Raw genomic sequence first — 15703 nt, 5'->3', positions numbered from 1 at the left:
TTTAACTAATCAAAAAATAGGCTTTAATTATAATATATTAAAAAGTAAGCGCTTTTACCATTGGTAATATTTTCTTTACCATCATTAGGTAATTAAATTCCTTTTAAAAAAATGCTGAACCAAATTAAAGCATTCAAATGTAAACAAATGGGTATGCATTTCTAATCTATTTCATACCTATAATTAAACTAGCCTTTAGAAATGGGATAACTCAACTAGGCAGGTGGTTATAAAATGGAAGAGCTAGCAGTCGCTGTAAGTAAGACGGGAAAATTAAAATTTGTTTCTTATTTAATTCAAAAGACTCTAGGTCCAGAGCATAAACTATTTAAGAGTCCCTCCGTCTTTCATTTAGTTCATCCTGATGACATTCCTAAAATCGAACTAGCTCTTATCAAAACAATCGAAGCAAAGGAATGCCATACCATTAAATTCCGATATAAAAGGAGGTCCGGAGAATGGATCATCATTACAGCTAGTGCAGTGCCCTTAATGAATGGGAATGAAATCGACGAACCCCTTGTTCTGGTCAATCAGTTCAAAACGGCTGATGGAAAATGTTTAATATCAGGAAAAAACACTTCGATTGATCATCTTAAAAGCAAATGCAATTTACTGTTTGAAAAGAATCCGGATGCAATGTTTTCACTAGACCTCGAGGGTAGATTCACTTCTGTAAATAACGCCTGTAGTCAGATTTCAGGATACAGTAAAGAGGAACTAGCAAGTTTACGTTTATTTGATTTGCTTAGTAAACCACTTAGAGAAGCAGCAATTGAGAAATTCAATGAAATAATTCAGGATAGCGATGATCAAGTTACTTCCGTCATTCAAATCTTTCATAAGCATGGCAAAACCATTGATCTTAAAGTAACTTGCATTCCTATAATAGAAGAAGAGAGAATCAGTGGCGTTTATGGAATTGCGAAAGACATTACGGAACGAAGATATCTAAAAAATGAACTCCTTAAAGCAAAAGAGAATTTTCGAATGCTTTTAAACACGTTTCATTCAGGTATATTTATAAGTGAATTTAACCCCAATGGCCCAACTTGTCGTTTTATTGAAGTGAATAAAATGGCGTGTGAAATACTTGGCTATACGAAAGATGAACTTCTCGAAATGTCGTACATTAATCTTCATCCACCAGATTTACATCAAATCCTATACAAGCACGTTAAACGATTCCGGAAAAATGAGAGCATCTCATTTAAATCCGTCCATATAACTAAACATGGAGAGAAACTCCCTGTCGAGATTACTACACAACTTCTTACTTTAAATCACAATAAGGTAATCGTTTCTATTGTTGATTACCAATCAATGAGGATGAAATACCTCTATAACGAAGAACAATACCCTAGAGACCCTGGGAAAAACTTAAGACTTCTAATGGCTGAAATGGATATCAACACGACGGAACTTGCTACAATAACAAATCTTACTCAAGCGACAATTTCAAACCTTAGAACAGGAAAAGTAAAGAAGCCTAATATCGAAACAGCCAGAAAGATTTCGGCTGCATTAAACGAAAAAGTCTCAACTATTTGGCCTTCTCTTGATTATTAATTCCCGATCTTTTAAATTATTCAAACATAAGCGTTTCCCTTAGATAATCGGACTATATATGTATTAAGAATATGGTATTCATAAGATCAGCGTTCCACTACATTCACAAATGGATCGCTGATTTTGCCATGTTTTTGTGGAGAAAACCATCTTTCTAAATTCGACTTTCCAGGGGGGATTGGATTGAGTGGTTATCAGTCAAAAAGGAAGGGATATCGCGGTGAGGCAGAATTTGCAAAATTGACGAAAGGAGATCGCGTGCCTTTGTCCGGTAGTACAGCACAATACAAACATGACGTCATTCTACCCAACGGTTGGTCAGCAGAAGTTAAGAGGAAGAAATCTGGTTTAACTACTTTATATAACTGGCTCGAAAAAGACGATGTCGATCCCCCAGATATTGTGGCGTTTCGTGCAGATCATAAGCCCTGGGTTGTAGCGATGACCTTGGATAAATTTCTATGGTTATTGAGACAAAACGAATAAATCGTTAATTCAGTAGCAATTACTGACTCATGAGTGAGAGAAGCTTAAGCTTATGAGTCAGTTTTATCCAATCCCCCACCTCAGGCAGAAAAAGCATCTTTACCAAATGAAGGCTTCCCTTCCTTTAGATTCCCCCCTGAAAGTAAAGGAGCTGAACAAAACAGCTCCTTTACAGAAAAGTCTTTCCTACAAATTCCAGACCCTCTTACAGTATACTTTCGACAAGAAGCGGCAATTTTCTCATCGACCTACTATGATCATGTCAGCGACTCTTCCCTTCTCTCTACTCTTTCTAGTATTTTTTTGATTATTTGTAGTTGTCTGGAATCCATGATATAAAAGAAGGGACATCTTGTTTACTTTATTCATTTATAAAGATTACCTTTGAGCAGGAAAGCGCTTTTCTAGCGTATAACCTGCAAAAGACCGTACAAAACTTGTCTAGTGAGTAATTCAAATCTCATTTAAGATGAGGTCGACAAAGGCATGTTGGGAAACACATCTCGAAAAAGGGCCATAAAACACCAAAAATCGATGTATATTTCCCAACCACAAAACTATTCTCTTTTCTGTGAATTTTTAGTAAACTATAATCAAATAGTTCTAGGAGAAAGGGAGCAAAGAATGATAGGGGCAAAAATTCGTTACTTTAGACAAATGAAAGGCATCACCCAAGAACAACTTGCTTCCGGGATCTGTTCTATTCCATATTTAAGCAAAATCGAACACGGACTTGCCCAGCCGAGTGAAGAACTTGTCGAACACTTGTGTAATGAGTTAGGCGTGTCTCTCGATCAAGTGGATGATGAGGATAAAATGAAAAGGCTTCATAATGATCTCGATGCGTGGTACAAAGAAATGCGTCTACGTAATTTTGATGAAGTCACAAGCTTCAAAAAGCGTATTGAAGAAGAGATTGAAGGTGTAGAAGATCCTGATATGCTAACAAAGTATCTACTTCTAACTTTCAGATATCATATTCTCTTCAGGGAAACGGATAAGGCCAATGATATTTTAGAAAGACTTTATCATGTGCAGGAAAGACTATCTGAAGATCTTGAATACTTCTATTTTTATTTTCTTGGTTTGTATTACTATCAAAACCGGAAATTTCGTGAAGCTGGAGAAAAGTATAAAAAAGCTAATAAACTATTAACTTCGATGAAGTCAAACAATGCAGAATGGGCTGAATTCTATTATCAACAGGCTTTAGTGCACAATCGACTTAGTCAGATCACACTATCCAATAACCTTGCTACAAAATGTTTGGACTTATTTAATAAAGAGTATAACTTCAAGAGAGCTGCTGATACTGAAATCCTTTTAGGAGTCAATAACAGAGTTATTTTAAATTACGGTGAAGCAGAGCATCATTTTCAAAATGCATTAAAGTATGCTGAATCCTTTAACGATAAGCGCCTCAAAAGCATTATTTACCATGATTTAGGGTATGTCTATTCTTGTCAGAATGAATCTGAGATTGCATTGGATTACTATCAATCTGGTCTCCAAAACAATGAAGACCACGAAATAGAAGATCGTGCAAAAACTGTTTATCTTATAGCGTCTGAATATCTGAAAATCAATGATTTGGAGCTCGCTAAATATTGGATTGAAGAAGGTATGAGGATTGTAAAGAAAACAGAGTTCTTGGAGTACATCTATCACTATAACGTGTTAGAGTTAAAGCTCTCCAATTCAGAGGATGAGCATACTGAATCCTCTTTGAGAGATGCTGTTGATTACTTCGAGAATAAAAATTACTGGAATTACGTATCTGAATATGGGGAAATGCTGGCTGATTACTATTTTAATAGTAGTCAATATAAAAACTCCAGCTTTTACTTTAAACTAGCAAATGATGCTAGAAAAAAAATTATGAATTAGAAAGGAAGAAAATCTATGAAAAAGTTTCTTGTTAACATGTTATTAGTTACTGGTGTTGTAGGAATGGTTATTGTACCAAATCATGACAAAGTACCTGATTCTCACGATAAGGTACCTGATTCAAGCCCTGCTAAAACTGAAGTTCACATCTAATAATCCAAACCTGGCGCGGTGCGCCGGGTTTTTATTTGCCCTCGTTTCCCCTATAACGCTATAATACGGTCATACTACTAGGCTCTTTTCCAAAGATTATTGCTTTTGAAAGAATTTAATATAAAAACCACACTTAGCAAATTGGAGAGGAAGGTGCTCGACTCATGCGGGACTAGCGAGACAGGTGAGACCCCGCAGGAGCGTTAGCGACGAGGAGGCTCAAGTGTCCCGCCCCGCGGAAAGCGAGCACCTGAAGCGGAAATTACCCCACTCTTATAGACTGTATACGAAAAGAGCCTACCACTAAGACAGGAGCGTGCTAAAATGGCATTTTATATGTTTGATGTTGACGGTGTTCTTACGGATGAGAATGCTAGACCTGATCAAGATGCGGTGAACATGATTGAGAAACTAGCGGAAGATGGACATGTTATTTCATTTGTCACAGGACGTTCAAGAGGATGGCTTGGGGACAATTTATTTCCTCTTTTCAGAAGCGACTTGGATTGGTCTTCACTTTATTGCGTATCTGAACACGGTGCTATTAAAGGACGCGGCACGGATATCTCTTCATGGAACCTTGATAACGAGTATGTCGTTTCTGATGAGGTTAAAGAACAATTATATGAGGTAAGTCAAAAAGACGACTATAGCGGGTTGATTCAATGGGATCAAACGAAGGAATCGATGGGTACGGTGGAAGCTGTTCATGGCGATCCCGGTGACAAAGAGCACTTAAACAAAACTCGCGAAGCCCTTCGCGACTACGCAGATGATGTTGAATCTATTTCAACGAATTCTGGTAACAAAACCGTCGTTTCTACATACGGTGTAGACGTTATTCATCCAGACTTATCTAAGAAAATTGGTGCGAAGTGGATTCTGGAGGAGATATCTACACCAGAAGAAGTATATGTTTTCGGTGATAGTAGCGGCGATCTAGTGATGGCGGTCACAGCAAGAGAGCATGGACTTTCTAATATCACATTTCACTGGGTTGGCGAAGGTGAAACTCCTACAGAAGAAAATATTGCAACAGAAGCAAGTTCTTCTCCTTACTCAGAAGGAACAAAAGAATTACTGAAAAAGCACATTGGCTCATAAGCCAATGTGCTTCTTTCCTTATGTCATTTCAATCGGGCTATTGTTGTCTAGTGATCGATAACAAGCTTCAATTGCTTTCAGATTGTTAACCGTTGCTTCACCTGAATAAGATGGTGTCTCTCCAGTCGCAATACAGTGCGCGAAATGATCAACCATTAACGTATACTGTTCCCCGTCAACCGTTTCTTCTCTCACTTCGCCTTCACTGTTTATGACCTGAACAATACCGCTAGCTCCAGGTGCATCTGGACGATAGGCATGCGGAACTTTAATGCTTCCTTTTGTTCCGAGTATTTCGTACGTATTGCTCATTTGACGCTCAAAGCTACAGTCGAATGAAGCAGTAACTCCGTTCGCAAATGTTAAAATACCCATTGCAGATAGATCGACACCTATTTCTGCAGGTACGTTTCCTTCTACATATACTTTGGTCGGTTCATTTCCAAGAATGTTACGAGAGGAATGGATGCAATAACAACCAACATCCCAGATGCTTCCTCCGCCCAATTTTCGGTTCAGACGAATATTTTCAGGTCGATCGCCTAAAAAGAACGAGAAGGTAGAACGCATGTGTTTAACATCACCAATTTCACCTGAAGCGATCACGTCTCTGACAACATCGTGTTGAGGATGGAATTGATACATAAAGGCTTCCATGAAAGTAACTCCATGATCTTCACAGGCTTGTACCATTTCCATCGCATCTTCAACTGTAATGGCAGCAGGCTTTTCACATAACACATGTTTTCCTTTTCTAGCTGCTTCAATTGTCCATTTCTTATGTAGTGTGTTAGGCAGTGGAATATAGACTGCATCAATTGAATCATCATCAAGCATCGCTTCATAGCTATCGTGGAACCGTTCAATACCCATTTCTTCTGCAAATGCTTCTGCGCGGCCGCTACCACTTGCAACACTGACTACTTTAGCATGTTCAGAGTTTTTTATTGCAGGAATAACTGCTTTCCTAGCAATATTCGCTGTACCCATAATTCCAAATCTCAATACCAATTCAATCTCCCCTTTCACTCATTCATACTACATGATTTGATCGCTATTTTGTTCTCATCTGCTAGTTTTATCTTCCTTTTTCATCTACCCCCATCTCCCAATTCAATAAACCGAAACATTAAGTAATCCCTTTAATCCCCCCTTTTGATTATATGGATAACAAGAGCCGGACCCATTCCCTGGGACCGGCTCTTTTCTTTAGTCAACGAATCTTCTAATAACCTCTATTAATTCAGGTCGTATATGTTTTTCTAGATTGCTAATTTGCGTTTCATTTCGGTATTTCTTCTCAATGATGTCTCTTTGCTTACTATTCTCTAACATCCAGTGTAGCCAATTTAGATCTTCCGTTTCTTCGAATGCTTCTTTTTCTTCATACTTATCATGTAAATCCTTTAATAAATGTCCGAGATTCTTCTCAGGATGTTCATTCCAATAAGTTCGTAAAGCATCGCAAAGAATTTCAATTTCCTGCTTCTCGTGCACTACATCACATCCTTATTCATTCGCTAATGTCATCTCTCTATAGCCTTTACTAATCGAGAAGGACTTTTAGCTATTTTTATATTTATTCTATAATAACACAAAACACCTCCCATTCATTTGAAATGGGAGGTGCCTCTCATTTATTTAGTTAAAATACTCACTCGTTCTTCTATTGGCTTACTAATGGCAGCCTCACCGCCAAGGAAGTAGAACTCTCTGCTTAGCGTTGACTGAAGATACTTCTCTAACTCGGTTGTAAGTGTATTTTGCTTTGTAAGAATAACTGGCGCTCCCATTGCTGCTGCAAAAGGTGAACCTGGAAGTGCATCAATAAAGACATCACCATTTGCAAAGAAGACACCTTTGTTCTCAAAATTAAACGTTTGTGCAATTTCCAAGCTTGTTTCATATCGGTTTGCTCCAGCTACACGATCAACGATAGAAGAAGTCGCAAGCTGATCCCTAACTACGTTAGATACTGCATTTTCACCACCGATAATCGTCGCTTTAACAGGATTCGATGCTGTCATATATTCTGCCGTATCTTCACTAAGCTTCTCTTTGTTAGTTAAAATAATCGGAATTTGCTTCGATGCTGCGTAAGAAGCGATGGAAAGAGCGTCGGGAGATTTCCCATCTCCAGTCGTTACAAATACCTGATTGCTATTTCCAATTTCATTCGCAACAGCAACAGACGTTTCATAGCGGTTATCTCCACTAATTCGATCTATTTTTGCAATGTAACCTTTAGCTGAAAGTTGATTAAATACCTTTTCTGAGATAGCTGCAGGTCCGCCAAGAATATAAACTTTTTCTGGCTTTAAACGATCTAACTCCGCTTCCACAACAGACGGAAGTTCCTTACTATTCGTTAATAGCAAAGGCGCATTGTGCTTTTTAGCAAGTACACTACCTGTTAAAGCATCTACAGACAAGTCACCTCTACCAAGAACAACAACATTCGAAGCTTGTTTCCATCCTGCTTTAGAGATCTCAACACTTGTTTCATAACGATTATTTCCAGCAAGTCTATTCATAGGGCTTGAACTTGCTTCAGTAGTTAGCTCTGTACCTGGATAATAGAATGATAGAATTTGATCGTGCGAACGGCCCTCTTTAGACTGTTGATACGCTCCGTATTGGCTCATACCAATCCCATGACCATATCCACTACCAGAAACAACAATAGAGTCTTCTTTATCTTGGATGCTCTTTACATATGGGCTCTTCATAATCGTTGTTCCGACCATGAATCGAATATTGTAAGAAGAGTCCTGGATTGTCATTGTATGTTTCTTCAACTCACCTTTTGAGTCAAATACAAATCCATCTTTGTTTTTAAGGAAATAGTCAATGGTCATACTTCCCTTTAATACCTGATCTGATTTAAAAGGTGGAAGTGTAAATGACACGTTTGAGATATTCGTAATTTTTATTTCATCTGTCTTCGCAATTTTACTCTTTGAAGTAAGCCAAGATTTGATATTCTTAATCTCAGTCACATCTGAACTCAGTTCAGAAACGCTTGACCACCATGTATCCGGCTTTTTCAAATCTAGTTTACTTGAATCGATTTGTTCTTTACCGAGCGTATACTCCCAATGATCATATTTCGTGACCATTTTCTCATCGTATGGATCGACTTTACTTTGTAAATAAGGAACTAACGTGCTTCCCCAGGAGTTTGTATTCGACATAACCATACCGCCGTTAGTTGAAGAGTAAAAGGCACCTATGTAGTTAGCCCCGTGCTTTAGAACCTGGCCAGCTGTATCATCAATGGCCTCATTCGTGGTTTTGTACCACTCATACCCTTTATACACCTGACTTGATTGACTATCTGTTAATTTGTCTTTTCGTGGTAATGCAAACGTTCTTGCTGCAACAACTTGAGCTTTTAACGCTTCCATACCACCGTTATTCCCCCAATAAGCTGGCATTTCACTTGGAACCACACCTTTTAAATACTCTTCCATCGAAAGCGTATTTATTGGTCGAATGTAGTTTCCTTCTACTTTGAATTCCATCTCACCAAGGTATCGCTTATCACCAAGTTCAACAAAGCTGTCCATAGCGTTTGTAACTGTAGGAACTAACTTCATCGCACTTCCAAAATTCTTAAGCTTCGAGTCGCCCATGTATAGCACTACATTGGTACCTTCAGCCTTAACATGATATTGATTCAAACGATTGCTGTCTAACACAATGTCGCTACCTTCAATTTGATAGCTACCATACACATTGAATGATAAGTCATTACTATTTTTCGTATAATTTACTAGTTTGACAGAAACCGTATCCCCCGCTGCCTGAACGTCATGCATCGACAATGAAAATGCTAGAATGCCAATCAAAAGTGACATCAAAATCTTCAAATCCCTTTTCCCCCTAAATAGTATTAAAGAAAATTTTAGATATATTCTCCCTTTTTAACACTTTAGCATAAATTTGCCATAAAACAGATTTCAATTTGCTGATTTTATAAAAATAAAATAGAAGACCTATGAACGGTGTCGAATACATAGGATATTTTTACTATAAAAGTATTACTTTTGCTCGACTGATGTAGAATTCAAAAACCCTCTCCGTATGGCGGAGAGGGTTTTTGAAGCTTATTTTCTTTGTAAAAAAACCAAAATTAGCAGATTGGAGCGCAAATCACCCGCATAGTATCTATTTTTCTAAGTAAAAAGCCTTACTGAATAACACTTTCGCCATACACTATACAAAATCAAACTGTGTAAGCTTCCTAAGAGATCAACGACCACATCCATTACTAATGACGTCCTTCCTGGAATAAAAGCCTGTACAAATTCGTCGCTAACAGCAATTGTGCTTACAATCATAAAAACAAGTATTGGTTTAAAGAAAGGGGATTTTGTGAGAGGAAGATAGAGTAGAAAGATAGTTAAGAAACTATAAACGAAGAAATGACCTAGTTTACGAATGATAAAATGCGTTAGTCCTAACTCCCCATTGTTGATCACACTAAGGGTCAGTGGACCATATTGGAATTCCTTTGCTTTGACAACTGATGTAAACACCTTCACCAAGAAAGGGGATGGCTCATGTCCAACTAACGTGAGCATGGCTACAGACGCTAGAAATAACCCTAGACATAGCCAGCACCTTACCATTACTGTCACGAACATCGATACGCTCATCAGAACCCCTCCTTTCAAAGCAATTCAAGTATTGCCTAAAAGGAGGAGTGCTATTCAACGGTTTTCAGCCATGCTTTTTAACTGAAGCGCTCTTTTTTCTAACAGTCCTTTCATGTATTTCTTTAAAAACAAAACATTAGCTATGGACCCTACTACGCCAAATGGCGCTTTGTAAATAAATTGATCAATCATAAGGGTCACTTGCCCCATATCCTCGAACCGGTGTGTATGTACAAAAGACTTAAAAGCACCAGAGACCATTTCATCAATAAACCAATCAGGTTTATGCATAGCGGTAATCTCAGCAGTTAAACGCTGCTTTATTCCAAAATGTGTAGCTTCCCATGTGACGGAATCACCATTTTCCATTAAGCCAGTTGTTACCCCTCCAACTGCTCGTTCTTTTGTTTGTTCAGTACTTTTTACATGTGCTTCAACGTTTCTAGCATAATTAAAGCATGTCTCAATTGGGGCTTCTATAAAGGTTTCAAGATAAATAACAGGCATTAGTCCACTCTCCTATGACAAATGACTCTATGTACTACCATTATTTTGAATAAATTCAGGACATAAAGATTATTTTTCATGTTTCGACAAAAAGACCTATTTTCAGACTTGGATGTAGCCGATAATAAAAATAAAAGTCTAAATTACTTTTCCCGTTATTATATCAAACAATAACAGGTGCAAAGAGACTACGCTAAGACGGAGGGGCAAGATAATATGAATAAAAACTGGCGAACACCTGAAGAGATCCAATTCCAGAAAAAACGCAAGGAAAAAATGCTTTTCCTTGCCATTCCGATCTTTTCAATCATACTAGGTGTTTTAATTGCGATCATTGCGAATCAAGGTATTTAACACACACTTACTGCTCTAATTTAGGAGCTGTTACTTCTTTATGTTTGCTTCGCTTATATTCTGATTCAGGATTAGGAAGACTTTCTACAGGAGTTTGATTGTTTGTTATTGCTGCATGTGGTTGAGCTTTACGTTTCTTCATAAAAAACGACCTCCCTTCACACCTTAGTTTGAACTTACTTTGCACTTTCATGTGCAACATTAAAATATCTGAATTTTCTGTTAAGTACACCCATAAACATAACTCCTTACACGAATTGGCTTTGATAGTGGAAGTTCATTCATAAATTAAGGGGGAGAGATTTATGGAACAATCAATCATTCACCTTACGTCATCTTCTGAATCACGCTACAGAGAATTGGTTTATGAATTTGAAACGAAGCTTGGTCGAAACCTTCAAGTAAACGAACGCCACTTGCTTTTATCCATTATAGAGCGTGAGTTGTCAATACAGGAAAAGTCGACTCCTTAACGCTTAAGAGGACGAAAGGCTATTTGCCTATCGTCCTCTTCTCTTTCGATCCCAATATCCTGTAAGAAAACAAAGCATCACGTGTACACCTGCTTTTACAGTTGCTTCCCTCACATCTAATCGCGGATCAAGACATACAAGATCCATTGCGGAAGTTTTGGGTGCTTGACCTGCAAGAAATACAGCCTCAAAGAGCTCGTCTGTCCTCATTCCACCTGGTGTTGACGCTGGAGCACCAGGCGCATATGCCGTATCCAGTACATCCATATCTACCGTTATATAAATAGCATCAACGTTCTGACTTAGCACTTCGAGCGATTCTTTCACCGTTCTTGAAATGCCATTTCTTCGCATTTCGTTCATCGTGCGATACGTAACACCAGCTGAATCAGCATACTCTTTCAGTGACCGACTATTGAAAAACCCGTGTAGACCAAGAGTATGAATGTGTTTTCCGTCTACAATTCCTTCTTCAATTAAAAAACGCATCGGTGTGCCATTCGAAGGTCCCTGATCAAGCGGTCGCAAATCAAAGTGCGTATCAAATTGCAAAATTCCGATCGTCTTCTTTGGATGGGCTCGTTTCCATCCCTCAATTAGACGTGCTGTAATAGAATGATCCCCACCAATGCATACAGGTAATGCCTTCGGATGGTTGGTTCTCATTTCATACATCGCTTCACTAATGGAGCGGTGAGATTGTGCTATATCGGTAATGGACTGTTTTACATCACCTAAATCAACGATTTGCATATCAGCTAGGTCAATATTCGTTTCAATCTGATAGGTGGAGAAATATTTCCATGCGTTTCTCAGTGCGTTAGGAGCTTCGCTGGCTGCAGAGGCACTGATTGATGAACGTGAAAGTGGTATCCCAAGATGAACAACATCAAAGTTCTCCAAGTTATCGTAACCTGACATTGGTAACGTTTGAATCCACTCATTCACCGTCTTTTCCTTTTTTTTATCATTTTTTCGAAAAACAGCAAACGGTCGATCCAGCATTGGATAAGGATACTGACTCATATCAACATCCCTTCTTTAACTCGTACGACTCCATTCTTAATAACACTTTTTACATGATTTTCTCCAAAATGATAATGAAGATGATGATGAGTTGGGACCGAAAATAGAAGAAGATCTGCTTTTTTCCCTACCTCAATACTTCCAATTAGACTTCCTCTATTAATCGCATGTGCAGCATTAATGGTTACTGCTACAAGAACTTCAGCAGGCGTCATTCCCATTTGCAAACAACCAAAATTCATCATGAGAGCTGTTGAAACGGTTGGTGAGGAACCAGGGTTACAGTCAGTTGAAAGAGCTAAAGGTACACCGCGATCAATCATTTTCCTCGCATTCGCCATCTTTTTCTGTAGAAAGAAGGCTGTCCCAGGAAGTAAAACAGCTACTACTCCCGCCGCAGCCATTTGATCGATTCCTTTATCAGAAGCGCACAATAAATGATCGGCAGAAACAGCTTCGAGCTCTGCCGCAAGCTCCGCTCCACCATATGACTCCAACTCATCCGCATGAATTTTGGGAGAGAGACCAAGTCGTTTTCCAGCTTCTAACACACGTCGTGATTGTTCAACTGTAAAGACGCCGTTCTCACAAAAAACATCGTTGAATTCAGCTAACCCTTCCTTTGCAATGACCGGCAATACGTCGTTTATTAAATAAGCAATAAACTCATCTGGATTTTGTTTGTAAAAGGATGGAACAGCATGGGCTCCCATAAATGTACTAACAAGATCTAGAGCGTGTTTTTGATTTAATTCCCGAGCCACTTCAAGCTGCTTTTTCTCATTTTCAAGATCTAGCCCATAACCACTTTTAGCCTCGACCGTCGTTACACCCTGTTTCATTAACCGATCAAGACGCTCAAAGCTTTGAGTATATAATTGTTGATGACTAGCTAGCCTTGTCTGCTCAGTCGTCGCATAGATTCCTCCACCAGCGTTCATGATGTCCATGTACGAAGCACCTTTTAACCTCATCACAAATTCCTTTTCCCTAGAGCCAGCGAACACAAGATGCGTATGAGGTTCGACGAACCCTGGTGTTACGAGCGATCCGCTTGCGTCAATTACATCTGCTGCACTCGTCTTTTCGGGATACATTTCTTTCAATTCAGTTGTTTGGCCGACCGCTAGAATTGTTCCATTATCAATCAGAACACTCCCGTTTTGAATAATCGATAGATCAGATTCAACTGGTTTAACTAAAGGAGCATTAGAAAGTCCTTTAAGGGTAATCAACTCACTCGCATTTTGTAGGAAAATTGGTTTCATGTGACTCCCTCCCTAATCAAGCGATGGCATATCAATCCCATTGTCACGGGCAAACTTAATTGCTGTTGGATAGCCAGCATCCGCATGTCGGACGACACCCATTCCGGGATCTGTCGTTAATACTCGACTTAACCTCTCTTCTGCAGACTTCGTCCCATCCGCTACAATGACCATACCCGCATGTAGCGAGTATCCCATCCCAACTCCACCTCCATGATGAAATGAGATCCAGCTAGCACCACCTACTGCATTAACGAGTGCGTTTAAGATAGGCCAGTCGGCTATCGCATCGCTTCCATCAAGCATATTTTCTGTTTCTCGGTTTGGTGATGCTACTGATCCAGCATCGAGGTGATCACGACCAATGACGATTGGAGCTGCTAATTCTCCTGAAGCAACCATCTCGTTAATAATCGTTCCAAATCTAGCTCGTTCTCCATAGCCAAGCCAGCAGATTCTAGCTGGAAGTCCTTGAAATGCAATTTTATTCTGCGCCATCTTAATCCAATGACAGAGATGCTTATTATCTTTAAATTCCTTCAGCATTCGCTCATCAATTTTCCGAATATCTTCTTCGTCACCAGAAAGCGCGACCCAGCGGAATGGTCCTTTGCCTTCACAAAACTGCGGTCGAATGTATTCAGGTACAAAACCTTTTATTGAAAAAGCGTTCATAACGCCTTGATCATACGCAACTTGGCGAATATTATTTCCGTAATCAAAAGCGATTGAGCCTTTATCCTGCATCTCAAGCATTGTCTTTACATGAATCGCCATGCTCTCCGTTGAACGTTTACAATATTCATCTGGTGAAACGCTTCTTAAACGCTCTGCTTCTTCCACTGTAAAACCTGATGGAATATACCCGTTAAGTGGATCGTGAGCAGACGTTTGATCGGTTACGATGTCAGGTACGACACCTTTTCTCAGTAGTTCCGGAAGCAAATCTGCTGCATTACCAGGAACGCCAATTGATAAAGGAATCCCAGCCAATTTCGCCTCATTTACTTCCCGTATCGCCTCATCTATATCTTCAATCATTCGATCAAGATAGTGAGTCTCAATTCTTTTTTGAATCCGTTGTGGATCGGCTTCAATACAAAGGCTAACCCCTTCGTTCAGAGAAACCGCTAATGGTTGCGCCCCACCCATGCCACCAAGTCCAGAAGTTACTGTAAGCGTACCTTTCAGTGTCCCACTGAAATGCTGTCTAGCACATTCTGCAAACGTTTCGTACGTTCCTTGCACGATACCTTGACTCCCGATATAGATCCAGCTTCCTGCCGTCATTTGCCCGTACATCATGAGACCTTTGCGATCTAATTCGTGAAAATGGTCCCAAGTTGCACGTGAAGGTACAAGATTGGAATTCGCTATCAGTACTCTCGGAGCCTGTGAGTGTGTACGAAAAATGGCTACAGGTTTCCCTGATTGAATGAGTAGCGTTTCGTTTGATTCAAGTCTTTTCAGAGATTGAACGATGTTCTCAAACGCTTGCCAATTACGAGCAGCTTTCCCTATTCCTCCGTAGACAACAAGATCCTCTGGTCGTTCTGCAACATTCTCATGAAGGTTATTTAATAACATGCGCAGTGCAGCTTCTTGCTCCCATCCTTTTGTATGAAGATCCACACCAGTATATGGATGATTCACTACATATCGCTCATAAAGATCAGACATACCTACACCTCATTTCAATTGACGTTAGATATTGGGAAACATTGTTTACAAAACCTTAATATTACAAATCATATTAAATGCATTTTCCCAATATACACCCCCACAAAAATACGCTATACTAATAAAAGAAGTCATTTTTCGACAATTTCTACTTATTGATGACCTTTATTCTAAAACAACTACTATGCAAATCGTACGAGAATGGCAAAATCATTGAAAAGTGATGACGCAAAGCTAAAGGGACTTAGCGGACCGAAAGACCGAAAGTCAGCCAGTTGCCGAATACGGCCTCCACTGCGATCGATGCAAAAAACCAGGGGGATATGACATGAAAGGTTCATGGTTAACACCAGAAGAAATTCAATATAAAAGAGAACGCAAAGAGAAGATGATTTATCTTCTTTTACCTGTTACAGCAATTATGATTGGAGCAGTTATTGCATTCCTCACTCAAATGACCTATTAAAGATAACGAATGGAGAGCTTAAACGGCTCTCCTCTTTTACTATCATGAAATACATTACCTCGAGTAAAA

General features: G+C 39.2%; 17 protein-coding genes and 1 riboswitch. Of the genes, 8 read left to right on the top strand and 9 right to left on the bottom strand.

The features are described 5' to 3' along the window. The first annotated feature begins 234 nt into the window (after nt 1-234). The 5 genes from AB986_RS13585 to AB986_RS13565 all read left to right on the top strand — a co-directional run bounded on the left by AB986_RS13585 (nt 235) and on the right by AB986_RS13565 (nt 5199). The gene (locus AB986_RS13585; protein ID WP_048311657.1) at nt 235-1569 is read left to right on the top strand and encodes a PAS domain S-box protein; all 1335 of its coding nucleotides are present in this window, start codon (nt 235-237) and stop codon (nt 1567-1569) included. A 183-nt stretch (nt 1570-1752) separates the two neighbouring features. Continuing rightward, complete coding sequence (locus tag AB986_RS13580) at nt 1753-2055, top strand: hypothetical protein (RefSeq protein ID WP_048311656.1); 303 nt, start codon at nt 1753-1755, stop codon at nt 2053-2055. Between the two features lie 624 nt (nt 2056-2679). Then, on the top strand, nt 2680-3942 hold the full coding sequence (locus AB986_RS13570) for a helix-turn-helix domain-containing protein (protein WP_048311654.1): 1263 nt from the start codon (nt 2680-2682) through the stop codon (nt 3940-3942). Nucleotides 3943-3957: 15 nt separating this feature from the next. Beyond that, entirely contained in the window at nt 3958-4095 is a 138-nt protein-coding gene (locus tag AB986_RS22425; protein ID WP_161797381.1) for a hypothetical protein, read from the top strand. A 324-nt stretch (nt 4096-4419) separates the two neighbouring features. Continuing rightward, entirely contained in the window at nt 4420-5199 is a 780-nt protein-coding gene (locus AB986_RS13565; RefSeq protein WP_048311653.1) for an HAD-IIB family hydrolase, read from the top strand. An 18-nt stretch (nt 5200-5217) separates the two neighbouring features. On the opposite strand, the gene AB986_RS13560 is transcribed toward AB986_RS13565, so the two are convergent. The 5 genes from AB986_RS13560 to AB986_RS13540 form a co-directional block, all read right to left on the bottom strand. Next, nucleotides 5218-6210 carry a Gfo/Idh/MocA family protein gene (locus AB986_RS13560; protein WP_236690381.1) on the bottom strand — a complete coding sequence of 331 codons (993 nt, stop codon included), beginning with the start codon at nt 6208-6210 and terminating at the stop codon, nt 5218-5220. Between the two features lie 198 nt (nt 6211-6408). Then, complete coding sequence (locus tag AB986_RS13555) at nt 6409-6696, bottom strand: hypothetical protein (protein ID WP_048311652.1); 288 nt, start codon at nt 6694-6696, stop codon at nt 6409-6411. A gap of 140 nt (nt 6697-6836) precedes the next feature. Then, nucleotides 6837-9071, bottom strand: a complete 2235-nt coding sequence (locus tag AB986_RS21240; protein WP_053216184.1) for a SpoIID/LytB domain-containing protein — start codon at nt 9069-9071, stop codon at nt 6837-6839. Between the two features lie 306 nt (nt 9072-9377). Then, nucleotides 9378-9860, bottom strand: a complete 483-nt coding sequence (locus AB986_RS13545; protein ID WP_048311651.1) for a VanZ family protein — start codon at nt 9858-9860, stop codon at nt 9378-9380. A 54-nt stretch (nt 9861-9914) separates the two neighbouring features. Continuing rightward, nucleotides 9915-10367 carry an SRPBCC family protein gene (locus tag AB986_RS13540; RefSeq protein WP_048311650.1) on the bottom strand — a complete coding sequence of 151 codons (453 nt, stop codon included), beginning with the start codon at nt 10365-10367 and terminating at the stop codon, nt 9915-9917. A gap of 216 nt (nt 10368-10583) precedes the next feature. Here AB986_RS13540 and AB986_RS22420 point away from each other — a divergent pair, with 216 nt between their 5' ends. Next, nucleotides 10584-10721, top strand: coding sequence for a hypothetical protein (locus tag AB986_RS22420; RefSeq protein WP_161797380.1), 138 nt, complete (start codon nt 10584-10586; stop codon nt 10719-10721). 7 nt (nt 10722-10728) lie between these two features. On the opposite strand, the gene AB986_RS22855 is transcribed toward AB986_RS22420, so the two are convergent. Continuing rightward, a complete protein-coding gene (locus tag AB986_RS22855) occupies nt 10729-10863 on the bottom strand; it encodes a hypothetical protein (RefSeq protein WP_269082697.1) in 135 nt (44 codons plus the stop codon). 163 nt (nt 10864-11026) lie between these two features. On the opposite strand from AB986_RS22855, the gene AB986_RS22415 reads away from it, so the two are divergent. Then, complete coding sequence (locus AB986_RS22415) at nt 11027-11194, top strand: hypothetical protein (RefSeq protein WP_161797379.1); 168 nt, start codon at nt 11027-11029, stop codon at nt 11192-11194. Between the two features lie 27 nt (nt 11195-11221). Here the strand turns inward: AB986_RS22415 and AB986_RS13535 are convergent, their stop codons facing one another. From AB986_RS13535 to hutU, 3 genes are read right to left on the bottom strand one after another with little or no spacing between them, the layout of a single operon-like run. Further along, nucleotides 11222-12220 (bottom strand): agmatinase family protein, encoded by a 999-nt coding sequence (locus AB986_RS13535; protein ID WP_048311649.1) that lies wholly within the window; start codon nt 12218-12220, stop codon nt 11222-11224. After that, nucleotides 12217-13488 carry an imidazolonepropionase gene (gene hutI / locus AB986_RS13530; protein ID WP_048311648.1) on the bottom strand — a complete coding sequence of 424 codons (1272 nt, stop codon included), beginning with the start codon at nt 13486-13488 and terminating at the stop codon, nt 12217-12219. The genes AB986_RS13535 and hutI overlap by 4 nt, the downstream gene beginning before the upstream one ends. A 12-nt stretch (nt 13489-13500) precedes the next feature. Beyond that, nucleotides 13501-15168: a urocanate hydratase gene (hutU, locus tag AB986_RS13525; protein ID WP_048311647.1), complete on the bottom strand. Its 1668-nt coding sequence runs from the start codon at nt 15166-15168 to the stop codon at nt 13501-13503. A 193-nt stretch (nt 15169-15361) separates the two neighbouring features. Further along, a riboswitch (cyclic di-GMP riboswitch) is annotated at nt 15362-15451 on the top strand. A 45-nt stretch (nt 15452-15496) separates the two neighbouring features. Between hutU and AB986_RS22410 the strand changes: the two genes are divergently transcribed. Continuing rightward, nucleotides 15497-15634 carry a hypothetical protein gene (locus AB986_RS22410; RefSeq protein ID WP_161797378.1) on the top strand — a complete coding sequence of 46 codons (138 nt, stop codon included), beginning with the start codon at nt 15497-15499 and terminating at the stop codon, nt 15632-15634. Nucleotides 15635-15703: the final 69 nt, after the last annotated feature.

Source organism: Guptibacillus hwajinpoensis (assembly GCF_001039475.1).
In the GTDB taxonomy this organism is placed as follows: domain Bacteria; phylum Bacillota; class Bacilli; order Bacillales; family Guptibacillaceae; genus Guptibacillus; species Guptibacillus hwajinpoensis.
Note: the sequence above shows the minus strand (reverse complement) of the source record. Positions and strands in the feature narration are given on the sequence as shown.

What these genes read in the sequence shown, in the direction of transcription:
- AB986_RS13585 (WP_048311657.1), top strand. Translation starts at nt 235, where the DNA reads ATGGAAGAGCTAGCAGTCGCTGTAAGTAAGACGGGAAAATTAAAATTT.
- AB986_RS13570 (WP_048311654.1), top strand. Translation starts at nt 2,680, where the DNA reads ATGATAGGGGCAAAAATTCGTTACTTTAGACAAATGAAAGGCATCACC.
- AB986_RS22425 (WP_161797381.1), top strand. Translation starts at nt 3,958, where the DNA reads ATGAAAAAGTTTCTTGTTAACATGTTATTAGTTACTGGTGTTGTAGGA.
- AB986_RS13565 (WP_048311653.1), top strand. Translation starts at nt 4,420, where the DNA reads ATGGCATTTTATATGTTTGATGTTGACGGTGTTCTTACGGATGAGAAT.
- AB986_RS13545 (WP_048311651.1), bottom strand. Translation starts at nt 9,860, where the DNA reads ATGAGCGTATCGATGTTCGTGACAGTAATGGTAAGGTGCTGGCTATGT.
- AB986_RS13540 (WP_048311650.1), bottom strand. Translation starts at nt 10,367, where the DNA reads ATGCCTGTTATTTATCTTGAAACCTTTATAGAAGCCCCAATTGAGACA.
- AB986_RS22420 (WP_161797380.1), top strand. Translation starts at nt 10,584, where the DNA reads ATGAATAAAAACTGGCGAACACCTGAAGAGATCCAATTCCAGAAAAAA.
- AB986_RS22855 (WP_269082697.1), bottom strand. Translation starts at nt 10,863, where the DNA reads ATGAAGAAACGTAAAGCTCAACCACATGCAGCAATAACAAACAATCAA.
- AB986_RS22415 (WP_161797379.1), top strand. Translation starts at nt 11,027, where the DNA reads ATGGAACAATCAATCATTCACCTTACGTCATCTTCTGAATCACGCTAC.
- AB986_RS13535 (WP_048311649.1), bottom strand. Translation starts at nt 12,220, where the DNA reads ATGAGTCAGTATCCTTATCCAATGCTGGATCGACCGTTTGCTGTTTTT.
- hutI (WP_048311648.1), bottom strand. Translation starts at nt 13,488, where the DNA reads ATGAAACCAATTTTCCTACAAAATGCGAGTGAGTTGATTACCCTTAAA.
- hutU (WP_048311647.1), bottom strand. Translation starts at nt 15,168, where the DNA reads ATGTCTGATCTTTATGAGCGATATGTAGTGAATCATCCATATACTGGT.
- AB986_RS22410 (WP_161797378.1), top strand. Translation starts at nt 15,497, where the DNA reads ATGAAAGGTTCATGGTTAACACCAGAAGAAATTCAATATAAAAGAGAA.